This is a genomic window from Pedobacter sp. 10L46_2 (genome assembly GCF_056395165.1).
On sequence record NZ_JBFTIZ010000369.1, the window covers coordinates 1 to 3,788 of the forward strand.

Here is a 3,788-nt window from a genome sequence, read left to right on the forward strand (position 1 = left end):
CAGACTCAGGCCTAACGGTTCGGGATATACTTCATTTCCTTCTGGTCATACTGCCAATGCATTTGCTGCCGCTGAATTTCTCAAACAGGAATATAAAGATGTTTCGCCTTGGTACGGTTACGCTGGGTATACGGTCGCAATTGCAACCGGTGTACTCAGAACGTATAACAATAAACATTGGGCTAGCGATGTGGTTGCAGGGGCGGGATTTGGTATTCTTTCTACTAAATTGTCGTACTTGTTATATCCTAAACTGAAAAAGCTGATTACAGGAAAGGGAAGTTTTAATTATACAGTAATGCCATCCTATCAGCAGCATAGTATGGGGCTTTCTTTGAGCGGAACCTTCTAATGTAATATAGATTAGCCGAATAACGGGTTGTAGCTTATTGGTTTATAATGTATTTTTAGAAGGAAATACGCCCTGACTTATGATCGAGATTGTTATTCCGTACATTGCTATAATTATTGTAATACTTTTTCTGGTAATGCTTGCCCAGAAGTTGAAAATTGCCTATCCGATAGTGCTTGTGGTTGGTGGCCTTGCAATAAGTTTATTACCCGGACTGCCCGTAATTAGCATTAACCCTGAACTTATATTTATTATTTTTCTTCCTCCATTACTATATGAGGCAGCCTGGTATACCTCCTGGAAAGATTTCTGGCGATGGAGAAGGGTAATTACGAGTTTTGCCTTTTTGATTGTATTGCTTACTTCGCTGGTGATTGCCCTGGTATCTCAAATGATCATACCAGGGTTTACATTGGCTTTGGGTTTATTACTTGGAGGAATAGTTTCTCCCCCAGATGCAGTGTCGGCAACCTCTATATTAAAGACAATAAAAGTTCCCAAGCGCATCACTGCCATATTGGAAGGTGAAAGTTTGCTAAATGACGCTTCAAGTTTAATTGTATTTCGTTTTGCTATTATCGCGGTTAGTACCGGAAGCTTTGTTTTTCATGAAGCTGCATTGAGTTTTGTTATTGTAGTTTTAATGGGCGTTCTAATTGGAATAGCAGTAGGACTAGTGTATTTTGCAGTTCATAAATGGATGCCAACTGATCCGAATATCGATATCATACTTACGTTAACTGCTCCTTACGTCATGTACATTGCTGCTGAGCATTTTCATTTTTCAGGCGTGCTGGCAGTAGTAAGTGGTGGGCTTTTTCTATCCTCAAAGAGTCACTTGTTCCTAAGTCACAGTAGCAGATTGCGGGGTGCTAATGTGTGGTCTGCATTTGGGTTTGTGTTAAATGGGCTTGTATTTATGCTTATTGGTCTGGAATTGCCGGTAATCGTTAATCAGCTCGGAAACGTAAGTTTAGGAGCCGCTATTGGTTACGGCGTTCTGATTACTTTAGTGCTTATTGTTACCAGGATACTGAGTACACTTGGGGCTTCTGTATTTACGGTATTTATCAGCCGCTACATAACCACAGCCGATAACAGACCGGGTTGGAAAGGACCGGTTATTATAGGCTGGGCAGGTATGCGAGGTGTGGTTTCCTTAGCTGCAGCATTATCAATACCGGCATATATGGGTAACGGGGTCCCGTTTCCTCAACGAAATCTTATTTTATTCATCACGTTTACGGTGATTCTTTTAACGCTTGTGGTACAGGGAATAAGCCTTCCTTATGTGATTAAATGGGTTAATATGTCAGATCCTGATAACCACCTTCCTGAATCAGAAGAGGACTCAAGAATAAGAAAAATGCTTGCCGAACACAGTATGCAATATCTGGATGCTAATCATTCTGAAAGGGTTAAAGTCAGCCCTGGATTACAACAGATCAGGGCTAGATTAGAGAATGATTTGGCCTTCGAACATCCGCAATATGATCATCAAGCGAAAGATTATCAAGATGTTTACCTTCAGTTACTAATTAAACAACGGCTATTTCTGACAGCGCTAAATAAAGAGCAGGATACGGATGAAGACGTGATTAGGAAATTGCAGGGGCTGATTGATCTTGAAGAAGAAAAACTCAGGGTACGATTTGACCTTTAATTAGTAGGATGTCGGTGGAGCGCCCGTCCATCGTTTAAAGGCCCTTGTAAAGGCACTTAATTCGTTGTAGCCAAGCAGGTATGAGATTTCTTTTATTTGATGTTCCCCTGATTTAAGATATTTTAAGGCCAGTTGTTTCCTTGCCTGATCCGCTATATACTGAAAACCTGTATCTTCTTCCTCCAATTTTCGCTGTAAGGTGCGCACGCTCATATTAAAGTTTGCCGCCACATCTTTTATTGATGAAATACCGAGGTAAGATTTTGCTAAAAGATAATTGTAAACCATCATTTCGAACTTATCCGGTTGGGTATTGGATAATTGATCAATATGCTGTAACAGCGTTTGTTGTATGCTGTAATTACCAGTAATAATTATATCATCCCAGATTTTTTTGTCGAATTGAATACAATAGCCGTCGCCTCGCTGAGGTTTACATCGTAAAACACGCTCGTATTCCTGATCGTGTGTGATCTCGTATGGAAATGTTACTTTTAGAGGTTTTATTTTTTCTAAAAGCAAACCATCCAATTCATGAATAGTAAATGCCATGAAAAAATCTACCATTTGTTTGTAAGCCAGATTTGTATGGTCTACCTTTTTATCCGGATTGAAAATGATGTCAAATACATCTGATTTCAAATTCACTTTCATACTGAACAGATCAGTTATTAAATGTGTTAATGTTGATGCCTGGGTTAAAGCATCGCCAATAGTGGTGCTTGTTTTAATGACTTCCCCAACGGCACCCAGTGCCGCTAATTGCATTGATTCTCCAAAATGGAGGCCAAATAAAGAATCTCGGCTGTTCTGAACTGCATTAAGCCAAATGTCATTCCATTGTTTTGGACCAAAATTTACCGTTTTGTTTTCCCTCAAAGATTTAAAATCGATGCCTGACAGATTGCATAATTTTTTGACATCAAGATCTCTTTGTGCATAATAAGCAAGTAGGCTCAATATAAAACGGTGCTGATGGTTTTCCATTTAGTAAAGTTATAGATTTAGTTATTCATTAAATATGTTTGTCGTGAAAAGACAACTCCTTGTCATTTATTGGTAAGGATAAACATCCTTGTGAGCACTTTCTTTGCATTAGACAATAATTAACAATTTAAAATCAAAGAACATGGAAAATCAAGCGATGAATGTAGTTACAGAATTTTTAACTGCAGTGCAAAAAGGAAATACAGCGAAATTAGGGGCATTGTTGCATCCGGAAGTAAAATGGTCGCAACCCGGAGATAATGTGGTTTCAGGATTTAAAAGCAATGCTGACGAGGTATTTCAAATGGTTGGTCAAATGTTTGAGCTATCCTCTAACACATTGGCTTTAACAGAAATAAAAGTGCTTGCCGAAAATGGAAACAGTATTGCTTGTCTTGTTCATTGGAAGGCCATACGCCCAAACGGTCAGGTTTTGGATATAGACAATATTGATGTGTATACTGTAGGGAACGGTTTAATCAATAATGTTGTGGTTTACTCAGAGGATATTGATTTTGAGAATGAGTTTTGGAGAAGATAATTCGGTATTTATGACTTTTGAGTAAGAGAGGGTGGATTATTCCACCCCTTTAACTTTCATTGGTAGCGTATATATGGTTTTGCGAGCAGTAATGAATAATATGTTCCTGTCCTTCCCTGCAAAACACACGTTACTTGGCCCGTCCTTTATCTTTAATTCGGCAATGAGCTCTCCTGCAGGATTGTATATGAAAACACCTTGTCCTAAAGTAAGATAAACATTGCCTTTTTCATCGAGTGTCATAC

The 3,788-nt window shown here is 38.9% G+C and carries 5 protein-coding genes; 3 read left to right on the forward strand and 2 right to left on the reverse strand.

The genetic code is table 11. The annotated features are described in order from the left end of the window. A partial coding sequence (locus AC1DDX_RS25090) for a phosphatase PAP2 family protein (protein ID WP_477622798.1) occupies nt 1-352 on the forward strand: 352 nt, incomplete at its 5' end. A 79-nt stretch (nt 353-431) separates the two neighbouring features. Continuing rightward, nucleotides 432-2,015 carry a Na+/H+ antiporter gene (locus tag AC1DDX_RS25095; RefSeq protein WP_337717825.1) on the forward strand — a complete coding sequence of 528 codons (1,584 nt, stop codon included), beginning with the start codon at nt 432-434 and terminating at the stop codon, nt 2,013-2,015. Here the strand turns inward: AC1DDX_RS25095 and AC1DDX_RS25100 are convergent, their stop codons facing one another. Further along, on the reverse strand, nt 2,016-3,002 hold the full coding sequence (locus AC1DDX_RS25100; RefSeq protein ID WP_172662462.1) for an AraC family transcriptional regulator: 987 nt from the start codon (nt 3,000-3,002) through the stop codon (nt 2,016-2,018). 142 nt (nt 3,003-3,144) lie between these two features. On the opposite strand from AC1DDX_RS25100, the gene AC1DDX_RS25105 reads away from it, so the two are divergent. Then, nucleotides 3,145-3,543 carry a nuclear transport factor 2 family protein gene (locus tag AC1DDX_RS25105; protein WP_288883905.1) on the forward strand — a complete coding sequence of 133 codons (399 nt, stop codon included), beginning with the start codon at nt 3,145-3,147 and terminating at the stop codon, nt 3,541-3,543. 36 nt (nt 3,544-3,579) lie between these two features. On the opposite strand, the gene AC1DDX_RS25110 is transcribed toward AC1DDX_RS25105, so the two are convergent. After that, nucleotides 3,580-3,788: SMP-30/gluconolactonase/LRE family protein (locus tag AC1DDX_RS25110; RefSeq protein ID WP_477622799.1), on the reverse strand; the 209-nt coding region annotated here is incomplete at its 5' end.

What these genes read in the sequence shown, in the direction of transcription:
- AC1DDX_RS25095 (WP_337717825.1), top strand. Translation starts at nt 432, where the DNA reads ATGATCGAGATTGTTATTCCGTACATTGCTATAATTATTGTAATACTT.
- AC1DDX_RS25105 (WP_288883905.1), top strand. Translation starts at nt 3,145, where the DNA reads ATGGAAAATCAAGCGATGAATGTAGTTACAGAATTTTTAACTGCAGTG.
- AC1DDX_RS25100 (WP_172662462.1), bottom strand. Translation starts at nt 3,002, where the DNA reads ATGGAAAACCATCAGCACCGTTTTATATTGAGCCTACTTGCTTATTAT.